The sequence below is a fragment of the Eubacterium ventriosum genome (assembly GCF_025150745.1).
Lineage (GTDB): Bacteria > Bacillota > Clostridia > Lachnospirales > Lachnospiraceae > Eubacterium_G > Eubacterium_G ventriosum.
In genome coordinates this window covers 2,096,316-2,116,012 of record NZ_CP102282.1, presented here as the reverse complement: position 1 = coordinate 2,116,012, position 19,697 = coordinate 2,096,316, and the positions used below count along the sequence as shown (strand labels likewise).

General features: G+C 33.8%; 17 protein-coding genes, 2 tRNA genes and 1 other annotated feature. Of the genes, 17 read left to right on the top strand and 2 right to left on the bottom strand.

From position 1 onward, the window contains the following. Positions 1-83: 83 nt before the first annotated feature. The 15 genes from rpmB to NQ558_RS09405 all read left to right on the top strand — a co-directional run bounded on the left by rpmB (position 84) and on the right by NQ558_RS09405 (position 15,977). On the top strand, positions 84-269 hold the full coding sequence (gene rpmB, locus NQ558_RS09475) for a 50S ribosomal protein L28 (RefSeq protein ID WP_005361840.1): 186 nt from the start codon (positions 84-86) through the stop codon (positions 267-269). Positions 270-409: 140 nt separating this feature from the next. Continuing rightward, the gene (locus NQ558_RS09470) at positions 410-769 is read left to right on the top strand and encodes an Asp23/Gls24 family envelope stress response protein (protein ID WP_005359345.1); all 360 of its coding nucleotides are present in this window, start codon (positions 410-412) and stop codon (positions 767-769) included. A gap of 26 nt (positions 770-795) precedes the next feature. Next, entirely contained in the window at positions 796-2,445 is a 1,650-nt protein-coding gene (locus tag NQ558_RS09465) for a DAK2 domain-containing protein (RefSeq protein WP_005359347.1), read from the top strand. Positions 2,446-2,460: 15 nt separating this feature from the next. Further along, positions 2,461-2,955, top strand: coding sequence for a DUF6106 family protein (locus NQ558_RS09460; RefSeq protein ID WP_005359349.1), 495 nt, complete (start codon positions 2,461-2,463; stop codon positions 2,953-2,955). 223 nt (positions 2,956-3,178) lie between these two features. After that, positions 3,179-4,633, top strand: coding sequence for an IMP dehydrogenase (gene guaB / locus NQ558_RS09455; RefSeq protein WP_005359350.1), 1,455 nt, complete (start codon positions 3,179-3,181; stop codon positions 4,631-4,633). Positions 4,634-4,832: 199 nt separating this feature from the next. After that, positions 4,833-6,071, top strand: a complete 1,239-nt coding sequence (locus NQ558_RS09450) for a trigger factor (RefSeq protein ID WP_005359352.1) — start codon at positions 4,833-4,835, stop codon at positions 6,069-6,071. A gap of 39 nt (positions 6,072-6,110) precedes the next feature. Continuing rightward, positions 6,111-6,321: a binding site (T-box leader), on the top strand. A gap of 97 nt (positions 6,322-6,418) precedes the next feature. Beyond that, a complete protein-coding gene (gene thrS / locus NQ558_RS09445) occupies positions 6,419-8,380 on the top strand; it encodes a threonine--tRNA ligase (RefSeq protein ID WP_040446015.1) in 1,962 nt (653 codons plus the stop codon). Between the two features lie 134 nt (positions 8,381-8,514). Beyond that, positions 8,515-8,844: a DUF1540 domain-containing protein gene (locus tag NQ558_RS09440; RefSeq protein WP_005359355.1), complete on the top strand. Its 330-nt coding sequence runs from the start codon at positions 8,515-8,517 to the stop codon at positions 8,842-8,844. Between the two features lie 403 nt (positions 8,845-9,247). Next, complete coding sequence (gene infC, locus NQ558_RS09435) at positions 9,248-9,742, top strand: translation initiation factor IF-3 (RefSeq protein WP_005359358.1); 495 nt, start codon at positions 9,248-9,250, stop codon at positions 9,740-9,742. Between the two features lie 30 nt (positions 9,743-9,772). Then, positions 9,773-9,970, top strand: coding sequence for a 50S ribosomal protein L35 (rpmI, locus tag NQ558_RS09430; protein ID WP_005359362.1), 198 nt, complete (start codon positions 9,773-9,775; stop codon positions 9,968-9,970). Positions 9,971-9,992: 22 nt separating this feature from the next. Beyond that, the gene (gene rplT / locus NQ558_RS09425) at positions 9,993-10,349 is read left to right on the top strand and encodes a 50S ribosomal protein L20 (RefSeq protein WP_005359363.1); all 357 of its coding nucleotides are present in this window, start codon (positions 9,993-9,995) and stop codon (positions 10,347-10,349) included. Positions 10,350-10,425: 76 nt separating this feature from the next. After that, a complete protein-coding gene (locus NQ558_RS09420; protein ID WP_040446017.1) occupies positions 10,426-11,799 on the top strand; it encodes a sodium-dependent transporter in 1,374 nt (457 codons plus the stop codon). Positions 11,800-12,089: 290 nt separating this feature from the next. Continuing rightward, positions 12,090-13,106: an ABC transporter ATP-binding protein gene (locus NQ558_RS09415; protein WP_005359366.1), complete on the top strand. Its 1,017-nt coding sequence runs from the start codon at positions 12,090-12,092 to the stop codon at positions 13,104-13,106. Further along, entirely contained in the window at positions 13,090-15,336 is a 2,247-nt protein-coding gene (locus NQ558_RS09410) for a Gldg family protein (protein WP_005359368.1), read from the top strand. Before NQ558_RS09415 ends, NQ558_RS09410 begins: the two co-directional genes overlap by 17 nt. Next, positions 15,336-15,977, top strand: a complete 642-nt coding sequence (locus NQ558_RS09405; protein WP_005359370.1) for a DUF4340 domain-containing protein — start codon at positions 15,336-15,338, stop codon at positions 15,975-15,977. Before NQ558_RS09410 ends, NQ558_RS09405 begins: the two co-directional genes overlap by 1 nt. Positions 15,978-16,144: 167 nt before the next feature. Here the strand turns inward: NQ558_RS09405 and NQ558_RS09400 are convergent. Continuing rightward, positions 16,145-16,229: transfer RNA gene (locus tag NQ558_RS09400), tRNA-Leu, on the bottom strand. A 147-nt stretch (positions 16,230-16,376) separates the two neighbouring features. Further along, a tRNA-Leu gene (locus NQ558_RS09395) sits at positions 16,377-16,460 on the bottom strand. A gap of 427 nt (positions 16,461-16,887) precedes the next feature. On the opposite strand from NQ558_RS09395, the gene NQ558_RS09390 reads away from it, so the two are divergent. Continuing rightward, entirely contained in the window at positions 16,888-17,898 is a 1,011-nt protein-coding gene (locus tag NQ558_RS09390) for a deoxyguanosinetriphosphate triphosphohydrolase (RefSeq protein ID WP_005359373.1), read from the top strand. A 26-nt stretch (positions 17,899-17,924) separates the two neighbouring features. Further along, a complete protein-coding gene (gene dnaG / locus NQ558_RS09385) occupies positions 17,925-19,688 on the top strand; it encodes a DNA primase (protein WP_005359375.1) in 1,764 nt (587 codons plus the stop codon). The last annotated feature ends 9 nt before the right edge of the window (positions 19,689-19,697 follow it).

Below are 19,697 nucleotides of genomic sequence, written 5' to 3'. Positions count from 1 at the left end.
CAAAATTTGTCTGTATCTGATAGAATGCTCTTTGTGTCAGGTCGATTGAGAGTTCGACCTAATTTATTAAAGGAGGTGCTATTATGGCTAAATGTAGTATTTGCGGTAAGGGTGCTCACTTTGGAAACGCTGTGAGCCATTCTCATAGACGTTCTAATAAAATGTGGAAATCAAATATTAAATCTGTTAGAGTTAAGACTGAAGGCGGATCAAAGAAGATGTACGTTTGTACTTCTTGCTTAAAATCTGGTAAAGTTGAAAGAGCATAGTTTGTTAGAGCATGTATGCACGAAATAAAAAAAGTTATCATTTATGAATGATAACTTTTTTTAGTATATAAATGTAACTCTTTCCTTTTTCTAAAAAAGATAGTATAATTATTAGAAGTTCGATTTTAGGAGGAACATATATGAAAGGTAAGTTAAACACTGATTTAGGTCAGGTATTGATTAGCCCTGAAGTTGTTGCAAAATACGCATCAGAAACAGCATATGAATGCTTTGGTATTGTTGGTATGGCAATGGTAAGCATGAAAGATGGTCTTGTAAGACTTCTTAAAAGAGATAGCTCAACTAAGGGAATTAATGTAATAATTGATGAAGATAATGAAATCACTATAGATTTTCATATTATTGTATCTTACGGTGTTAATATTGCAACAATAGCAGACAATATTATTTCAAATGTAAAATACAAAGTAGAAGAATTTACGGGTATGTCAGTTAAGAAAGTTAATGTGTACGTTGAAGGCGTAAGAAACATTGATTAGTACCCCAGGAGGATATTATTTTGGAAATGACAACAATTAATGCAGAAACATTACAAAAAATGTTTATTGCAGGTGCTAAGAATTTAGAAGCAAAAAAAGAATGGATAAATGAGTTGAATGTTTTCCCTGTACCAGATGGGGATACAGGAACAAATATGACTTTAACAATTATGTCCGCTGCTAAAGAAGTAGGCGCAATTACAGAACCGACAATGGAAACGATTGCCAAGGCTATCTCAACTGGTTCTTTAAGAGGTGCAAGAGGTAACTCAGGTGTTATTTTATCACAGCTTTTTAGAGGATTTACAAGAGAGATTAAGAAGGTAGATCAGATTGACGTAGATGTTTTGTCAAGAGCTTGTGTAAAAGCAGTAGAAACTGCTTATAAGGCAGTTATGAAGCCTAAGGAAGGAACAATCCTTACAGTTGCTAAAGGAATGGCTGATAAGTCATGCGAGCTTGTAGGCGAAAGTGATGACCTTGTGCATGTAATTGATGAAATAATTAAGCATGGTGATTATGTTTTAAGTCAGACACCCGAAATGCTTCCGGTTTTGAAACAGGCAGGAGTAGTTGACTCAGGTGGACAGGGATTGATGACAGTTATCAAGGGGGCTTTTGATGCTCTTTTAGGAAAAGAGATAGATTACACATTAGAACCTGTACAGACAGCAGGAACTAAGGTTACAGAAGAAGTTCCTATGGATGATGTTGAAATTAAATTCGGTTACTGTACAGAGTTTATTATTAATCTTGATAAAGAAATGCCTAAGTCAGAAGAAAAGGCATTTAAAGAATTTTTAGAATCAATTGGTGATTCAATTGTTCTTGTTGCTGATGATGAAATAGTAAAGGTGCATGTTCATACTAACGAGCCTGGTGTAGCGATTACAAAAGCTTTAACATATGGTTCATTGTCAAGAATGAAGATTGACAATATGAGAGAAGAGCATCAGGAACGCTTAATCAAGAATGCAGAAAAGATGGCTGAACAGCAGAAAGCTGACGAACCAAGAAAGAAATATGGTTTTGTAGCTGTATCAGTAGGAGAAGGATTAGATGAAATATTCAAGGGATTAAATGTTGACCATATTATTTCAGGTGGGCAGACAATGAATCCAAGTACAGAAGATATTTTAAACGCAATTGATAAGATTAATGCAGACAATATTTATGTATTGCCTAACAACAAGAATATTATTCTTGCGGCTCAGCAGGCGGAAAGCCTTGTTGAAGACAAAAATATTATTGTTATTCCATCTAAGACTATTCCACAGGGAATTTCAGCAATGATAGGATTTATTCCGGATAATAGTCCTGAAGACAATAAAGAAGCCATGATTGATAGTATGTCATATGTTAAGACAGGTGAGGTTACTTACGCTGTAAGAGACACAGTTATTGATGACAAGGAAATCAAAGAAGGCAACATTATGGGTATTGGCGATGAAGGAATCCTTGCAGTAGGAGAAGAAATCGACGATACAACAATTAATATGATTAAAGAGATGCAGGATGAAGAATCAGAAATCGTAAGTTTATATTATGGTGCTGAAGTTACAGAGGAAGCAGCAAATAAGCTGGCAGATAAGATTGCAGAAGCTTTGCCTGAAATTGAAGTAGAAGTATATCCGGGTGGACAGCCTATTTACTACTATATTGCTTCAGTAGAATAGTAGGAGACTTAACGTATGGATGAAATTTTTATAGAAAGAATAGTAAAAAGAAAAGTAGATATAAAGGGAATGTTATTAAGAGTGTTAGCTGTTGTATTGACAGTTTTGTCATTATGCACAATTTTATTCTTAGGAATGCTTGGGTTGACATTAACTATATTATTCGCATATTTAACATATCTTGTGTGGGCTTACACTAGTGTAGAATATGAATATTCTTTTCTAAACACAGAGTTAACAATTGAAAAAATCATGGGACAAAGAAAAAGAAAACATGTTGATGAGTTTGATATAAAACAGGCTGAAATTATAGCACCTGCTGTATCTGACGAAATTAAGAGCAGAGCAGGAAATATAGTGACGCTTGATTATTCAACAGGATATGGAAGTAGTGATCTTTATTCTATGATAACAAATACTGACAAGGGAGCAGTACAGGTCTTATTTAATGCTGATGAAAAGCTTATTGAGGCAATGCGTCATATGAGACCATCAATAGTAAAGAGATAAAATAATATTTTTAAATAAGCAATTATAAAGTGCTTGCGTTAAAATAAATCAGGTTTGTCTCTTGAAAAAATATTGACAATACTATTGTTTTTTGTTAGTATGTTGAAAATACAAATAAAAGTGTCGTCTTAACGTATCTTGAAAGATAGATATACGGGATGGCACTTTCTCTGCAATGCAGACAATACATTAAGAATAAAAAGAGAAAGAGAGGAAAGAACCAATGGGAAAAATTATTGGTGAAGGAATTACATTTGATGATGTTTTATTAGTGCCACAGTACTCAACAGTTACACCTAATATGGTTGACTTATCAACACACCTTACAAAGAAGATCAAATTAAATATTCCGATGATGAGCGCCGGAATGGACACAGTTACAGAATACAGAATGGCAATTGCTATGGCAAGACAGGGTGGTATTGGAATTATTCACAAGAATATGACAATCGAACAGCAGGCCGACGAAGTAGATAAAGTAAAACGTTCAGAAAATGGTGTTATCACTGATCCTTTCTACTTATCTCCAGAACATACAATTAAAGATGCCAATGATTTAATGGCAAAATTCCGTATTTCAGGTGTACCTATTGTTGTAGGAAAGAAGTTAGTTGGTATTATTACAAACAGAGATCTTAAGTTTGAAACAGATGAAACAAAACTTATTAAGGATTCAATGACTTCAGAAGGACTTATTACAGCAAAAGAAGGAGTAACACTTGAAGAAGCAAAAGCAATTCTTGCAAAATCAAGAAAAGAAAAACTTCCAATCGTAGATGATGACTTTAATCTTAAAGGACTCATTACAATTAAAGATATTGAAAAACAGATTAAGTATCCACTTTCAGCAAAGGATTCACAGGGAAGACTTTTATGTGGTGCTGCTGTAGGTATTACAGCTAATGTTATGGAAAGAGTTAAGGCCTTAGTTGAAGCTAAGGTTGACGTTATTGTTATTGACTCAGCTCATGGACATTCACAGAATATTTTCAATACATTAAAGCAGATTAAGGCAGCATATCCTGACCTTCAGGTTATTGCAGGTAACGTTGCAACAGGAGATGCTACAAGAGATTTAATTGAAGCAGGAGCAGATGCAGTTAAAGTAGGTATTGGACCTGGTTCAATCTGTACAACACGAGTTGTTGCAGGTATTGGTGTACCACAGGTTTCAGCTATTATGGATTGTTATGAAGTTGCTAAGGAATATGGTGTTCCAATTATTGCAGATGGTGGTATTAAATTCTCAGGTGATATTGTAAAAGCCATTGCTGCAGGTGGAAACGTATGTATGATGGGTTCAATGTTTGCAGGATGTGATGAAGCACCTGGAGATTTCGAATTATTCCAGGGACGTAAATACAAAGTATATCGTGGAATGGGTTCAATTGCAGCTATGGAAAATGGTAGCAAAGACAGATACTTCCAGAGTGGTGCTAAGAAGCTTGTACCTGAAGGTGTTGAAGGGCGAGTTGCATACAAGGGAACATTAGAAGATACAGTATTCCAGTTAATGGGTGGTCTTAGATCAGGTATGGGATATTGTGGAGCAAAAGATATTGAAACACTTAAGGAAACAGGTAAGTTTGTTAAGATTTCAGCAGCATCTTTAAAAGAAAGTCATCCACATGACATTCATATTACAAAAGAAGCACCAAACTACACAGTTGAAAACTAATTTGGTTAAAATAAATAGCAACATTAATTGTTAAAATTATATGAAAAATATAAAAAAACATATATTAATTAACTAATTTATGTTAGAATAAGAAGGACCTTGTAATAAGGTCCTTTTTCTATAAATTAAAATTGTAGAATAGGAAAATTGAAAGAGTTTAATGTTGCAAAACTAAAAAATAAAGTGCCAAGGAGAGGTTATGGAAGAAACAAACAAGGACTTAGAAACACAGACAGATGCAAATGAAAGTGTTGAAAAAATTGAAACAGTTGAAGAAACTACAAAGGAAGAAACAATTGAAACAAATGGAAAAAACGGGAATCCGTCAGATAATAAAAACGAAAAGAACGGTTTTAAATTCGGAAAAATTGTTGTTCCGGGATTAATAATTATAATTTTGGCTGTTTTTGCAGGTGTTGTTTATTATCAGAAAAAAGTAGAACCTGAGAAAGAGTTGCTTAAAGAGATGAATTATGGTGTTAGCAGTATGAAGGATTACTTTAGCAATTATATTTCTTTAGGAAATTATAAGGGATTAACTTATGAGATAACACAGGATATGTGGGATGAAAGTGTTTCAGATGAAACTAATGAATATAATACAGCAAAGAAAGTTGCAGAAGATACTGATCAGGTTGAGTATAATTTAACAGGATATGTTGATGATAAGAAAGACAGCAACATTACACATAAAGATCAGGAAGTTATTATTGGTGAAAATTCAAAAGGAGCATTAAAAATTATTTCAGATGCCCTAAAGGGACATAAATCAGGTGAAGAAATTACTATTGAAGGTTTAAATGCTTCAGATTTTGCAACAGATGGCAGCGACTATTCAGGTAAGAATGTTAAGTTTGTAGCAAAAATAAAATCAGTTAGAAAATTATACGTAGAAAAGGTAACTGACAAGTGGGTTAAAGAGAACTACTATGATGATTATGGCTTGGAAAATGCTGATGATTTTTATAAATGGTGTAAACAGAGTCTTATAGAAGATGCAAAAGCTGAGTTATGGTCAAAAGTCCTTGAAAGTTCTGTCGTAAATAAATATTCAGAGACAGCATATCAGAGAGTTATTGAAGAAGTGGATGGTGATTACAATTATAATGCTGAATTTTTCGGTATGACAACTGATGAATATCTGGAAATAAATGGTATGACAGAAGATGATATGGAAGATGAATACATGAATGCACTTAAGTCTGAAATGGTTATGTGGGCAATTGTTGAAAAAGAAGGTCTTGCTAACAAGATTACAGATGAAGATATTCAGAATAAGTGGGATGAGTTATATCAGGAAGGTGATTTTGAATCAGAAGAAGATATGAAGTCACAGTATACAGACGAGGAAATCCGTCAGGGAGCATTAATGGATAAGGCGGTAGATTGGGTATATGATCATGCCAAAGTTAAATTTTCTTATAAGATTTCAAAATAGTATTTGACAACAAAAAAAGCAATGATATAATGAGTGGTGAACAAAGCGTTGACGAGACGAGTAGGTTATCCGGAGGGTCACAGAGAGAGATGCATAGCTGAGAGCATTTTACAGAAGGATAATTGAAGACTACCTCTGAGCGACTCTAATCAAGTCCGGTGATTCCGTTATAATCAGAATGAGAGGCTTTTGTCAGAATAGATTTTGACAGAAACAATCAGGGTGGAACCGCGTATTTTACGTCCCTGTTTATGGAAACATAAACAGGGACTTTTTTAATACAAAAAACAAAAGAAGAAACCTGTATGTTTCAGAATAAACATTGTAGAAGTAAAGGAGAAAACACTATGAAAGTTACTTTAAAAGATGGTTCAGTAAAAGAATATTCAGAACCAATGTCAGTAAATGATATTGCATTTGACATTGCAGGAGGTTTAGGAAGAGCTGCGTGTGCAGGCGAAGTTGATGGAGAGGTTGTAGACCTTAGAACAACAATTGACAAGGATTGTACATTAAACATTCTTACATTTAAGGATGAAGCAGGTAAGGCTGCATATAGACATACAGCATCACATGTTATGGCTGAAGCTGTTAAAAATTTATTCCCAGAAGCAAAATTAGCAATTGGACCTTCAATTGATACAGGATTTTACTATGATTTTGAGCATGAACCTTTTTCAAGAGAGGATTTAGATAAAATCGAAGCTGAAATGAAGAAAATCATTAAAAAGGGTGCCAGACTTGAAAGATTTACACTTCCAAGAGAAGATGCAATCAAATATATGGAAGACAGAAATGAACCTTACAAAGTTGAATTAATTAAAGATTTACCTGAAGGTTCAACAATTTCATTTTACAGCCAGGGTGAATTTGTAGACTTATGTGCAGGACCACATCTTATGAACACAAAATCAATTAAGGCATTTAAAATTATTTCATCATCAATGGCTTATTGGAGAGGTGATTCTTCAAAAGCAAGATTGCAGAGAATATACGCTACAGCTTTTGATAGCAAAGATGAATTGAATAAATATCTTGAAGAATTAGAAGATGCAAAGAACAGAGATCATAATAAACTTGGTAGGGAAATGGAACTTTTCACAACGGTTGATGTTATCGGACAGGGACTTCCATTATTAATGCCAAAGGGACAGAGAATGATTCAGAAATTACAGAGATGGATTGAAGACCTTGAAGATAATGAATGGGGCTATGTACGTACAAAGACGCCTTTAATGGCAAAGAGTGATTTGTATAAGATTTCAGGACATTGGGATCATTATAAAGATGGAATGTTTGTTTTGGGAGATGAAGAAAAAGACAAAGAAGTATTTGCACTTCGTCCAATGACATGTCCGTTCCAGTATTATGTATACAAAGCAAGCCAGAAGAGCTACAGAGATTTACCTTGCAGATATGGTGAAACATCAACACTTTTCAGAAATGAAGATTCAGGTGAAATGCACGGGCTTACAAGAGTTCGTCAGTTTACAATTTCAGAAGGACATCTTATTGTAAGACCTGACCAGATGGTTGAAGAATTTAAGAATTGTATTGCTTTAGCTCAGTATTGCTTACAGACTTTAGGCTTAGAAGAAGATGTAACATATCATCTTTCAAAATGGGATCCTGAAAATAGAGAAAAATATATCGGAGAACCTGAAGTTTGGAATGAAACAGAACAGGATATCAGAAACGTTTTAAATGAATTAAATATTCCTTTTGTAGAGGATATTGGAGAAGCAGCTTTCTATGGACCAAAGGTTGATATTAATGCAAAAAATGTTTATGGAAAAGAAGATACAATGATTACAATTCAGTGGGATGCTCTTTTAGCTGAACAGTTTGATATGTATTATATTGATGAAAATGGTGAAAAGAAACGTCCATACATCATCCACAGAACAAGTATTGGATGCTACGAAAGAACACTTGCATGGCTTATTGAAAAATATGCAGGAAAGTTCCCAACATGGTTATGTCCTGAACAGGTTAGAGTACTTCCTATTTCAGACAAATATGTTGAATATGCTGACAAAGTTGCGGCTGAATTAAAGAAGAATGGTATTGATGTTACAGTTGATTCACGTTCAGAAAAGATTGGCTACAAGATTAGGGAGGCAAGACTTGATAAACTTCCATACATGCTTGTTGTAGGACAGCAGGAAGAAGCTGACGAAACAGTATCAGTTAGAAGCCGTTTTGCAGGAGATGAAGGTGTTAAGCCTTTGGATGAATTTATTGAACAGATTTGTAAGGAAATCAGAACAAAAGAAATCCGTAAAGTTGAAGTAGAAGAAAACAAGTAATGTTTAATTAAAAGTAAATAAGCATACTTTAGTTTAAAATTATTTTTACAAAAACTAAATGAATAAAAAATAAAAAACACTCCACACTAAATGTATCGGATAAAATCCGAAATAAATTTAGGTGGAGTGTTATTATGACTAATTTAGAATGTAATGTAAAAAACTGTTATTACAATAAGTCATCAAAATGTTGTCGTGACGGCATAAATGTAGAAGGACAGGATGCAACTGTTATTGATGCGACTTATTGTGGGGATTTTAAAGAGAAGACTGAGGGCACAACAGCACAAGCATGTCATTGCAACGCAGGTCCGGAGGATACATTAGATGTATCATGTGAAGCTAAGAATTGTGTATTTAATGATAATTCTAAGTGCCATGCGGACAAAATTACAATTTCAGGTAATGGAGCAAAGCATGAAAGCCAGACAGAATGTGGAAGCTTTGAATGTGGTTGTAAGTAGAATCAACTTATTTTTCTGCAATTGTGCAAGCACATACGAAAAAATAGAGTTGTAGAATGTAAATATATTGATTACACGGATTGTTACGTGCTACGCACTGCCGCAATCCACCACCAAATTCGCATATCGCAAAGCAAGAGCTTCGCTTTTATGCTCATTTGGAACACTGTAATCAAAAAAAGTTATAAAAAATGTTGACATATGGATGAGAAGATGGTAATATAAACACTGATGTGAAAAAAGAAAGCAGAGTATCCGCTCTCACCAAGACACTTTTTAAGTGATTCCAGGTTAATATTTTTATAACGATTTTATTGTGTAGAAATAATAGTGGGTAATCTGTGGGTTATCCACTTTTCTTTTTGAAGAAATAATTTGGAGGTGCAATACTATTAGCGATTTAATGATTAACGAACAGATTAGAGATAGAGAAGTTCGTGTTATTGGAACAGACGGACAACAGTTGGGAGTTATGTCTTCAAGAGATGCTCAGAAGTTAGCAGATGAAGCAGAACTTGATTTGATTAAGATTTCACCTAAGGCTAAGCCACCGGTTTGTAAGATTATGGACTATGGCAAGTTCAGATATGAACAGCAGAAGCGTGAAAAGGAAGCAAAGAAGAAACAACATATTGTCGAAGTAAAAGAAATTAGATTATCACCAAACGTTGAAATTAATGACTTAAAAACAAAGGCTAACAATGCCAGAAAGTTTATTGAAAAAGGTGATAAGGTTAAAGTAACTCTTCGATTCAGAGGAAGAGAAATGGCGCACATTAGTAGTAATGCACATGTGCTTGATGACTTTGCAAAGATGCTTGAAGATATTGCATCAGTTGTGAAAGCACCGAAATTAGAAGGCAGAAACATGACAATGTTTTTAGAAAAAAAGCGTTAAGCTTTTAAGATATTTAAGGAGGACACAAACATGCCAAAAATTAAGACAAGCAGAGCAGCTGCAAAACGTTTCAAAAAAACAGGTACAGGAAAGCTTAAAAGAAATAAAGCTTACAAATCACATATCTTAACAAAGAAATCAGCTAAGAGAAAAAGAAATCTTAGAAAAGCAACAACAACTGATGCTACAAATGTAAAGAATATGAAGAAGATTTTACCTTATTTATAATCTATAGTAGGAGGAAGAAGAAATGGCAAGAATTAAAGGCGGAATGAACGCTAAGAAGAAACATAATAGAGTATTAAAACTAGCTAAAGGTTATAGAGGAGCTAGATCAAAACAGTATAGAGTAGCAAAGCAGTCAGTTATGAGAGCTTTAACAAGTTCATATGCTGGCAGAAAGCAGAAGAAGAGACAGTTCAGACAGTTATGGATTGCAAGAATCAATGCTGCAGCTAGAATCAATGGACTTTCATACAGCAAGTTTATGTATGGTCTTAAGTTAGCTGGTGTAGAAATGAACAGAAAGATGTTAGCTGAAATGGCAGTTAACGATGCTGAAGGATTTGCTAAGTTAGTAGAAGTTGCTAAAGCAAAATTAGCATAGTTTATTAAATACATTAACATACAAAAATAGGAACTATTCAGATGAGTAGTTCCTTTTTTCTTGAAAGGAAAAAATTGTGGAAAGAGAAAAGTTGAAATCACGTTTGGGCTTTATTTTAATTTCAGCCGGATGTGCAATTGGAATAGGGAATGTATGGAAATTCGCTTATATGGCAGGCCAAGGTGGTGGAGGATTTTTTGTATTACTTTATTTATTATTTTTGGTAATGCTTGGAATTCCTATCATGTCAATGGAGTTTGCTGTGGGACGTGCAAGCCAGAAAAGTCCGGCTCAGGCATACAAAGCTCTTGAAAAAGCGGGACAAAAATGGCATATTCACGGATATATTGCTTTAATAGGCAATTATTTACTAATGATGTTTTACACAACGGTTGCAGGTTGGATGCTTTACTATTTTTATCTTACAAGCACAGGAAAATTCGTTGGACTTAATACAGATGGAGTAGCAAATGTATTTTCGGAAATGTTGCAAAAACCTGTAACAATGACTATTTGTATGCTTATTATAGTAGTGGTGGGATTTTTTATTTGCTCCATTGGACTTCAAAATGGACTTGAAAAGGTTACAAAGGTTATGATGGTTGCATTGCTTGCAATTATGGTTATCCTTGCAATTAACAGTTTCTTCATGAAGGGAGCAAAGGAAGGTTTAAGTTTTTATCTAATTCCAAGCATTGAAAGAGCAAAAGCGGCAGGTATTGGCAATACAGCAGTAGGAGCTATGAATCAGGCATTTTTTACACTTAGTATTGGAATAGGTGCTATGGCAATTTTTGGAAGCTATATTGGAAAAGATCGTTCACTTTTAGGTGAATCTGTAACAATTGCAGCTCTTGATACTTTTGTTGCAATAACATCAGGTTTAATTATTTTTCCTGCATGTTTTACATTTGGTGTAGATCAGACACAAGGACCAAGTCTTGTTTTTATTACATTACCAAATATTTTTAATAACATACCTTTTGGTAGAGTTTGGGGAAGTTTGTTCTTTGTGTTTATGACATTTGCAGCTTTTTCAACAGTACTTGCGGTATTTGAAAATATTGTATCGTGTGGTATGGAACTTACAGGATTTAACAGAAAGAAATCAAGTATAGTTAATATGATTCTTGTGGCATTACTTTCAATGCCATGTGTATTAGGATTTAATCTTTGGTCATTTGACTGGCTTGGAGTATTCGGTGGTTCATTCCTAGATTTTGAAGATTTTCTTGTAAGTAATATATGGTTGCCACTTGGTTCATTAATATACTTACTTTTCTGTACAAGTAAGTTCGGTTGGGGCTGGAAGAATTATAAAGAAGAGGCAAATACAGGAAAAGGTATAAAGATTCATAATTGGATGCGAGTATATCTTACATATATATTGCCTTTAATTGTATTGTTTATATTTGCTTTTGGAATATATGACAAGTTTTGGGCAAAATAGACTATATCATAAATAGGTATTGATTGAAGAAAGATTATGAACATCGGAGTATAATTTAATATTAAAAGATAATTACATGAAACTTCGCGCTGACACAGGTTGGCGTGGAGTTTTTATTATATAGGAAAGTTCTCATAACTTTCAATATATAAAAATACTTTGCAGGATAATTCACATTTTCAACAAAATAAAAACACACTTTATACCTATAAAAATCACAATTTTAACTAATAAAAAACACAAATGAAAACTATAATTTTTAATAGTTAGAAAAACAGGGAGGTGTGTTAATGAGTGGCATACAAATAGAAAATCTAGTTAAAAAATATGGCGATAATATTGCCGTAAATGGGTTGAATTTAAATCTTGAAAAGGGGAAGGTCTATGGATTTTTAGGACCAAACGGAGCAGGCAAATCAACTACAATGAACATCATTACAGGCTATATTGGAGCAACAAGCGGAACGGTAAAAATTGATGGATATGATATCTTTAAAGAGCCTGAAAAGGCAAAGAAATGTGTAGGATATCTTCCTGAAATTCCACCGCTTTATCAGGATATGACAGTAAAAGAATATCTTGTTTTTGTGGCTGAATTAAAGAAGATTCCGGCAAAAGAAAAAATGAAAAATATTAAAGAAGTTCTTGAAATGACTAAAACTACACAGGTTGAAAACAGACTTATAAAGAACTTGTCAAAAGGATATAAACAAAGAGTTGGAATAGCCCAGGCGTTAATTGGAATGCCTGAAATAATTATTTTAGATGAACCTACAGTAGGACTTGATCCAAAGCAGATTATTGAAATAAGACAACTAATTAAAGAACTTGGCAAGAATCACACAGTAATTTTAAGTTCTCATATTTTATCAGAAATAAGTGAAGTTTGTGAATACATTTTTATTATTTCAAGAGGACAATTAGCTGCTGAAGGAACAGAAAAACAGCTTGTTGAACAAATGGCAGGAGAGAATAATCTTGAACTTGAAATAAAAGGTGATAAAGACAAAGTTAAGGAGATGATAGAAAGCCTTGAAGATGTTTTTGAATATGAATTTGCTGAATCGGAGGCAGAAAATATTGTAAGGTTGAAAATTAAAAGTGACAGAGATGTTGATTTAAGAGAAAAAATATTTTATATATGTGCTGAAAATGATTTACCTATTATGGAAATGAGTTTTAAGCAGAAAACTTTGGAAGATATATTTATTGAATTAACAAAAGATTATGCCACGCCTGAAAAGAAGAGCAGATTTAAGAAGAAAAAAGATAAACAGGAGGAAGAAGACAATGTTAGCGATTTATAGAAGGGAGTTAAAATCCTATTTTACTTCAGTAATAGCGTGCCTGTTTATTGCAGTTACAACGTTAATAGCAGGAATATTTTTTGTATATTATAATTTGAGTTACGGAGTTTCAGAAATGTATTCCGTATATCAGTGCTTATTGATTTTAGTATTTACAGTGCCGATTTTGACTATGAAAGTAATAGCTGATGAACGTAGACAGAAAACTGACCAGTTAATACTTACAGCACCGGTATCTGTTGGAAAAATAGTTGTAGGAAAGTTTTTTGCACTTGAAACTATTTATGCAGTACCTGTTTTTGTAATGTGTCTGTATCCTTTAATTCTTTCAAGTTTTGGAACAGTATCATTTAAGACATCATACACAAATATTTTTGGATTATTTCTTTATGGTACAGCTTTTATAGCAATAGGCATATTTATTTCATCAATAACAGAAAGTCAGGTTATTTCGGCAATTTTAAGCATTGTAGTGCTTCTTATGGGATATATGATGCAGTCGTTGGAAAATATGATTTCATCTAATGGGAACATTTTAACAAAGATTCTTGGATGTTTTGATTTGTATACACCGGTACAGGATTTTTTAAATGGAGTAATTAGTCTTTCTGCAGTTGTTTATTACATTTCAATTACAGTGCTATTCCTTTTCCTTACATGTCAGTCAATTCAAAAAAGAAGATGGAATGTATCAAAGAAAACTATCGGTACAGGAGTTTTCAGCATGGGATTTATTGCCATTGTTGTAGCAGTAACTGTTTTTGCAAATATGATTGCCACAACTGTTACATCAAAAGTCAGCAGCGCAACAATTGATATGACATCAACAGCACTGTTCTCAATCTCTAGTGATACAAAGAAGATGCTTAAAAAATTAGATTCGGATATAACTATCTACGTAATGGCACCAAAAACAAGTGCAGATTCAACAATAAAGAAAACTCTTGAAAGGTATCAGTCTACGTCAAAGCATATTAAAGTTGAATATAAGGATACAACTTTATATCCAAATTTCTATCAGAAATATACTGATACAGCACCTACATCAAACAGTTTAATAGTTGTAAATGAGAAAACAAGTAAATCAAAGGTAGTAGATTACAACGATATTTATGTTTCGGATTCCTATTCTTACTACACATCCGGTTCAAACAATGCATCTTCATATGATTGTGAAGGGCAGCTAGACAGTGCGATTTCATATGTCAGATCAAATACAACGTATAAAATATATCAGATTGAAGGTCATGACGAAGCTGTAACGGACACAACAAATTTTGGCTCAGACAGTAATTTAAAAGATATTGTTTCAAAATATAATGCAGAAATAGAATCTATTAAATTAGTAAATAGAACAGAAATTACAACGGACGAGTGTGCAGCACTTCTTATTTTGGGACCTGAAAAGGACTATACAGAAGATGAAGCAAAAATAGTAATTAATTATTTAAATAATGGCGGAAAAGCAATTATAGGTTTGGAAAATCTTACAAGTCAGGGCGTTGACAAGCCAAACTTTAATTCTATTCTTAAAGAGTTTGGCATTAATGTTCAGTCAGGTGTAGTGGCAGAAAATAATACTTCATATTATTCAACCCAGTATGGCCCATGGTTTGCTTTTGCAGATGGAATAACAGGTTACGCATCAGGGCTTTCAAGTTATGTATTTGCACCTTATACATCAGGATTAAAGCAGGTTAAAAATAGTGATGATTCAATTACTTATACAGCACTTGCTTCCACATCATCAGATTCAGTTCTTAAGACGAATGCTTCTAAAGCAACAACATACAAGAAAGAGAGTGGGGATGTGGATGGACCATTTGATATAGTAGTTTCAGTAGAAAAAACTGTAACAACAACTAAAACAAATGATGATTCAAATAAATCATCAGATACAAGTAATTCATCAGAGGAAAATAGTGACTCTACAGATGAAACAACAACTAACACAGCAAGTTTACTTGTATTTGGTTCAGTATACTCATTATCAGACACAATGGATAATAGTGTTTCTCAGTCAAACACTCAGATAGTAAATAACGCATTGAAAGATTACATTGATACAGAAGTTGAAACAGTATCGGTACCCGCAAAGAGTCTTTCAAGTGAACAGTTAACAGTAACAGAATCAGGAAGCAGATTATTTGGAATTTTAATTTCAGTAGTAGTACCTGTAATTATCCTGTTAGCAGGAATTGTGGTTTGGGTTAGAAGGAGAAAGAGATAATGAGAAAACAAAAAATTCAATTTATAGTGTTGGCAGTGATACTTATTGTTTGCATAGGTGGATATTTTGGAATCACATCTTATTACAAAAATAAAGAGTCAAATGAAAAAGAAGCTTCAACTATAAAAGTTTTAGAAATAGAAAATTATAAGGACCTTACTAAAGTTTCTTATAATTATGAAGATGCCACAATTAATCTTGTGAAAAAAGATGACAAGTGGAAAGATGAAAGTGACACATCAAAAAGTCTTGATTCAAATAATATAAATAGTGAAATGCTTTCAACACTGGTTGAAATAGATGCATCAACCAAGATTGATAGCCCTGAAGATATTTCACAGTACGGATTCACAAAGGATTCTGATGGGAATATAACAGGTGAAACAAATTCAATAACTGTTACAGATAATGATGGAAAAGTAAATAAAATATATATTGGTAGTACTAATCCATATGATTCTACAAAATACTATATGATGGTAAATGATGACACTAACGTATATGTGGTAGATAGTACAGTAAATGATGCCTTTTCAAAAGATGTTGAAGAATTGGAAGAAGAAACAACAACAGTGGAAGAGACAACAGAAGAAACAACTACTGTAAGCGAGACAACAGCACAGGAAACAACTGCAGAATAGGAAAGTACAAGCAGAAATTTTCATAAGATTACAGAATTGTAGAAATCCCCGAATGAGTAGGCGATGAGCCTGCTTTTCGGGGATTTTATAAGTGTTGTGAAAAGTGTGGAAAATTAAGATGTGAAAAAATAAAAAAAGCTTTGGAATAACTTCCAAAGCTTTCAATATGCGGAAGATGGGACTTGAACCCACACGATCGCATTGATCACAAGATCCTTAGTCTTGCTCGTCTGCCAGTTCCGACACTTCCGCGTACGTTTCACACGCAAGTAAGATAATACCATCAACTTAGCTATGTGTCAACAACTTTTTTAAAAAGTTTAAATTTTTTAAAAAGTTGTTTTTTAGTAGAATTATGTAAGTGAAATTTGACAACCAAACACATATTTTCTACTTAAATGCAGTTGATGGGACTTGAACCCACACTCCCTTGCGAGAACATGAACCTGAATCATGCGCGTATGCCAATTCCGCCACAACTGCATGTAACTTAGTAATTTGCGTTACCTAAAAGTTTTACTACATTTTGAATAAAATAGCAAGCAATATTTTTCAGGTGACAAAAGTTCTGTAATCAAAGATGTAATTAAAGCTGTAATTAAAGCTGTAATTGAAGTTTTCGGTGACAGTCATTGCATTAATTTCTTAAAAAAAGTAAACTAGTTAAATGAAATAGTAAAAATACGGAGCGGAATAAATGAAAAAAGAACGGGATTTAACAAGTGGCAATATTGTATCAGGACTTTGGTAATGCTTTTTTGGTTTTTGGCAGATTTAGTAGGATTTAGGTGTTTTAACACCCAAATCCTATATGAAAAAAGTAAAAAATGTGTTAAAATCTAAATAAATACTATGAACATATTTTCGACTACATATTTGTAACCACATATATTAGTGGAGGTGAAGCCTTATGAATATTAGAGAACAAAGTGAGAAATTAGAAAGAAAATACCTAAGCCCTTATGCATCATTAAGTTGTGAAAGTCAGGGTAGAGACAGGGAAGAAGAACAATGTGACATTAGGACAGTTTATCAGAGAGACAGGGATCGAATTATACATTGTAAAGCGTTTAGAAGAATGAAGCATAAGACACAGGTTTTTCTTGCACCTATGGGTGACCATTATAGAACAAGACTTACACATACACTGGAAGTTGCGCAGATTGCAAGAACAATTGCCAAGGCATTGCGGCTTAATGAGGATTTGACAGAAGCCATAGCTTTGGGACATGACTTGGGGCATACACCATTTGGCCACGCAGGAGAGTCGGCACTTAATGATGTTTGCAGTCAGGGCTTTGAACATTTCAAACAGAGCATAAGAGTAGTTGAAATATTGGAGAATAACGGTAAGGGGCTTAACCTTACAAAAGAAGTAAGAGACGGCATAGTTAACCACAGAACAAGCGGTAATCCATCAACTTTGGAAGGAAAGGTCGTAAGGCTATCAGATAAGATAGCCTATATTAATCATGATATTGATGATGCCATAAGAGGAAAGATAATCACAGAGAAAGATATTCCAAAAGAATATGCAGATATATTGGGAGATACTACAAAGGTTAGATTGGATACTTTAATACATGATGTTGTATCTCATAGCATTGATAAGAATGATATTTTAATGTCACCGGAAGTTGAGAATGCTATGATGGGTCTTAGAAAATATATGTTTAAGAACGTATATACTAATCCGTTGGCCAAAAGTGAAGAAACAAAAGCCAAGGCAATGCTTAAAATGCTGTTTGAGTATTATATGAGAAATGTAGAATTAATGCCTGAAGAGTTTATATATCTGATTGAAGAAAAAGGTCAGGATGAGGAAAGAGTAGTTTGCGATTACATTGCAGGAATGAGCGACCAGTATTCAGTGGCAAAGTTCCAGCAGATATATGAACCGGGTTTTTGGAAAATGTGGTAATAAGAAACTAAAATAGAGAGGCACAAATGTTTTATTCAGAAGATATTATAGAACAGGTTAGAACAGAAAATAATATAGTAGATGTAATTGGTGATTATGTTAAGTTACAGAAGAAGGGAAGTTCATATTTTGGACTTTGTCCTTTCCACAACGAAAAATCACCTTCATTTTCTGTGTCACCACACAAGCAGATGTATTACTGTTTTGGATGTGGAGAAGGGGGAAATGTTATATCTTTTCTTATGAAATATGAAAATTATACTTTTGTTGAGGCTTTAGAGGTACTTGCAAACCGTGCAGGAATTGAACTTCCAAAGATGGAATATTCAAAAGAAGCAAGACAGGAGAAGGACCTTAAATCTAAGATAATAGAGATAAATACAGAAGCAGCCAAGTATTATCATTATTTGTTACGTTCAGACAGAGGAAAAACAGCATATCATTATTTAAAAGGCAGAGAGTTATCAGATAAAACAATTGTGAAATTCGGACTTGGCTATTCAGACAAATATAGCAACAACTTGTATCAGTATTTAAGAAGTAAGGGGTATAACGATACAGAGCTAAAGGAAACAGGACTTTTTACTTTTGATGAAGTAAGAGGCGTAAATGACAAGTTTTGGAATCGTGTAATGTTCCCAATTATGGATGCAAATAACAGAGTTATAGCTTTCGGTGGAAGAGTAATGGGGGATGGTAAGCCTAAGTATTTAAATTCTCCTGAAACTAAGGTTTTTGATAAAAGCAGAAATCTTTACGGACTAAACGTGGCAAGAAGTGCAAGGAAGGATTATATGCTTATATGTGAGGGCTATATGGATGTTATAAGTCTTCATCAGGCAGGCTTTAATAATGCGGTAGCTGCCCTTGGAACAGCTTTTACTTCACGTCACGCATCACTTATAAAAAGATACGCAAAGGAAGCAGTATTAACTTTTGACAGTGATGAAGCAGGAATTAAAGCTGCATTACGTGCCATTCCATATCTTAGGGAATCCGGTCTTGCAATTAAGGTTCTTAACATGAAACCTTACAAAGATCCTGATGAATTTATTAAGAATATGGGAAGAGAAGCTTACGAGGAAAGAATAAAGACAGCAACGAACTTCTTTATTTTCCAGGTTGACAATGAGCGAAAGAATTATGATTTGAATGATCCTCAGGAGAAAACAGCTTTTCAGAACAAAGTTGCAGAAATGTTGCTTGTTTTTAAAGATGAACTGGAAAGAGAGAATTATATAGATTCAGTTTGTCAGACTTTTAACATTTCAAAAGACGGTCTTTCAAGGCTTGTAAAAAAGAAAGCCCTGAATTATGTAGGCAAGGAAGAAACAGTTCAGGAAAGACAGCAGGTTGAAAATAAGAAGAGTACTAAAGAAGATGCGGCAATAAAGACACAGCGAATATTGTTGGCATATCTTATAGACAGAGACAACTGGTTTAAGAAAGTTGCTCAGGTTATTTCACCGGAGGATTTTATTGATCCGTTTTATCACGATGTAGCAGTAAGATTTTGGGAACAAATGGAATCAGGAAAAGGAAATCCTGCACAGATTATGGACAGTTATTCCGATGAGGAGGAACACAAGAAAGTGGCTGAACTTTTTGTTTCTCCAATAAGGGCTAATTTAAGTCTTGCAGAGCAGGAAAGAGCCATAAATGATGCAGTTATTAAGATAAAAAAATCAAGTCTTGACTATAGAGCTTCAAAGGCTACGGATATTCAGGACTTACAGAATATAATAAAAGAACAGAATCAGTTACAAAAGATTCATGTAACATTGGATTAAAAATAGACT